Origin of the sequence: Paenibacillus sp. 3LSP (assembly GCF_032465655.1) — a bacterium.
In the GTDB taxonomy this organism is placed as follows: Bacteria; Bacillota; Bacilli; order Paenibacillales; family Paenibacillaceae; genus Fontibacillus; species Fontibacillus barengoltzii.
This window is the reverse complement of sequence record NZ_JAWDJI010000121.1, coordinates 1-706: the sequence shown is the minus strand read 5'-3', so window position 1 is coordinate 706 and position 706 is coordinate 1. Positions and strand designations below refer to the sequence as shown.

Annotated in this window: 1 protein-coding gene; it reads left to right on the top strand. The window is 55.9% G+C overall.

Translation table 11 applies throughout. The features are described 5' to 3' along the window. The coding region (locus RW092_RS23900) for a transposase (RefSeq protein ID WP_316010087.1) at positions 1–353 on the top strand (353 nt) is incomplete at its 5' end. Between the last annotated feature and the right edge of the window lie 353 nt (positions 354–706).

The following is a 706-nucleotide window of genomic DNA, read 5'->3' as shown; positions in this document are numbered from 1 at the left end:
TGATGGCGTACTTGGGACTGGTCCCTCGTGAGTATTCCACGGGCCTAAGTACTCGCCGCGGCAGCATGACCAAAGCCGGAAATGGCCGCTTACGACGGACTTTGGTGGAGTCCGCTTGGAGTTACCGTCACCGTCCTGCCGTAAAAGGGGATCTCGCCAAGCGATTAGATGGTATGCCCGCCGACGTACAGCTGTTGTCCTGGAAGGCGCAAGAAAGATTGCATTACAAATACCGTCATCTTGTGTTTGGAAAGAACAAGCACAAGAATGTGGCCGTCGGTGCGGTGGCCCGGGAATTGATTGGGTTCATATGGGCGGTTGCTCGAACCGTGGAGCAGCCAGCAGCCTCCTAACGCCTTTGGACGATGAAGGACGCAGGGGACGTTGCCCCCTGCACCCCCACACTCGCCGTGTGGCGTTCCTCATCTTCGATGAGGATTTGGAAAAGTGTTGAATTGTACCCCACCGCTTGTCAAGGAAGACGCTTGACAAGCTCACGCCGGAGCACGAGGCCCGGGAGCAAACGAAGGTTCAGGAGAGAATTTGCGTAGTCCGTTTGCACTAGGTTTTGAAAGAAACTGAACGTGCGTTTCTAGCTTGCAAGGGCTCTCCCTGACGAAGGCATAACATGTGGTAACCAACCCACGGATAGCAGCGTGCCGACCGTCGCTCGCATTTTTGCTCTCGCGCCACGTGCTCAGGCAGA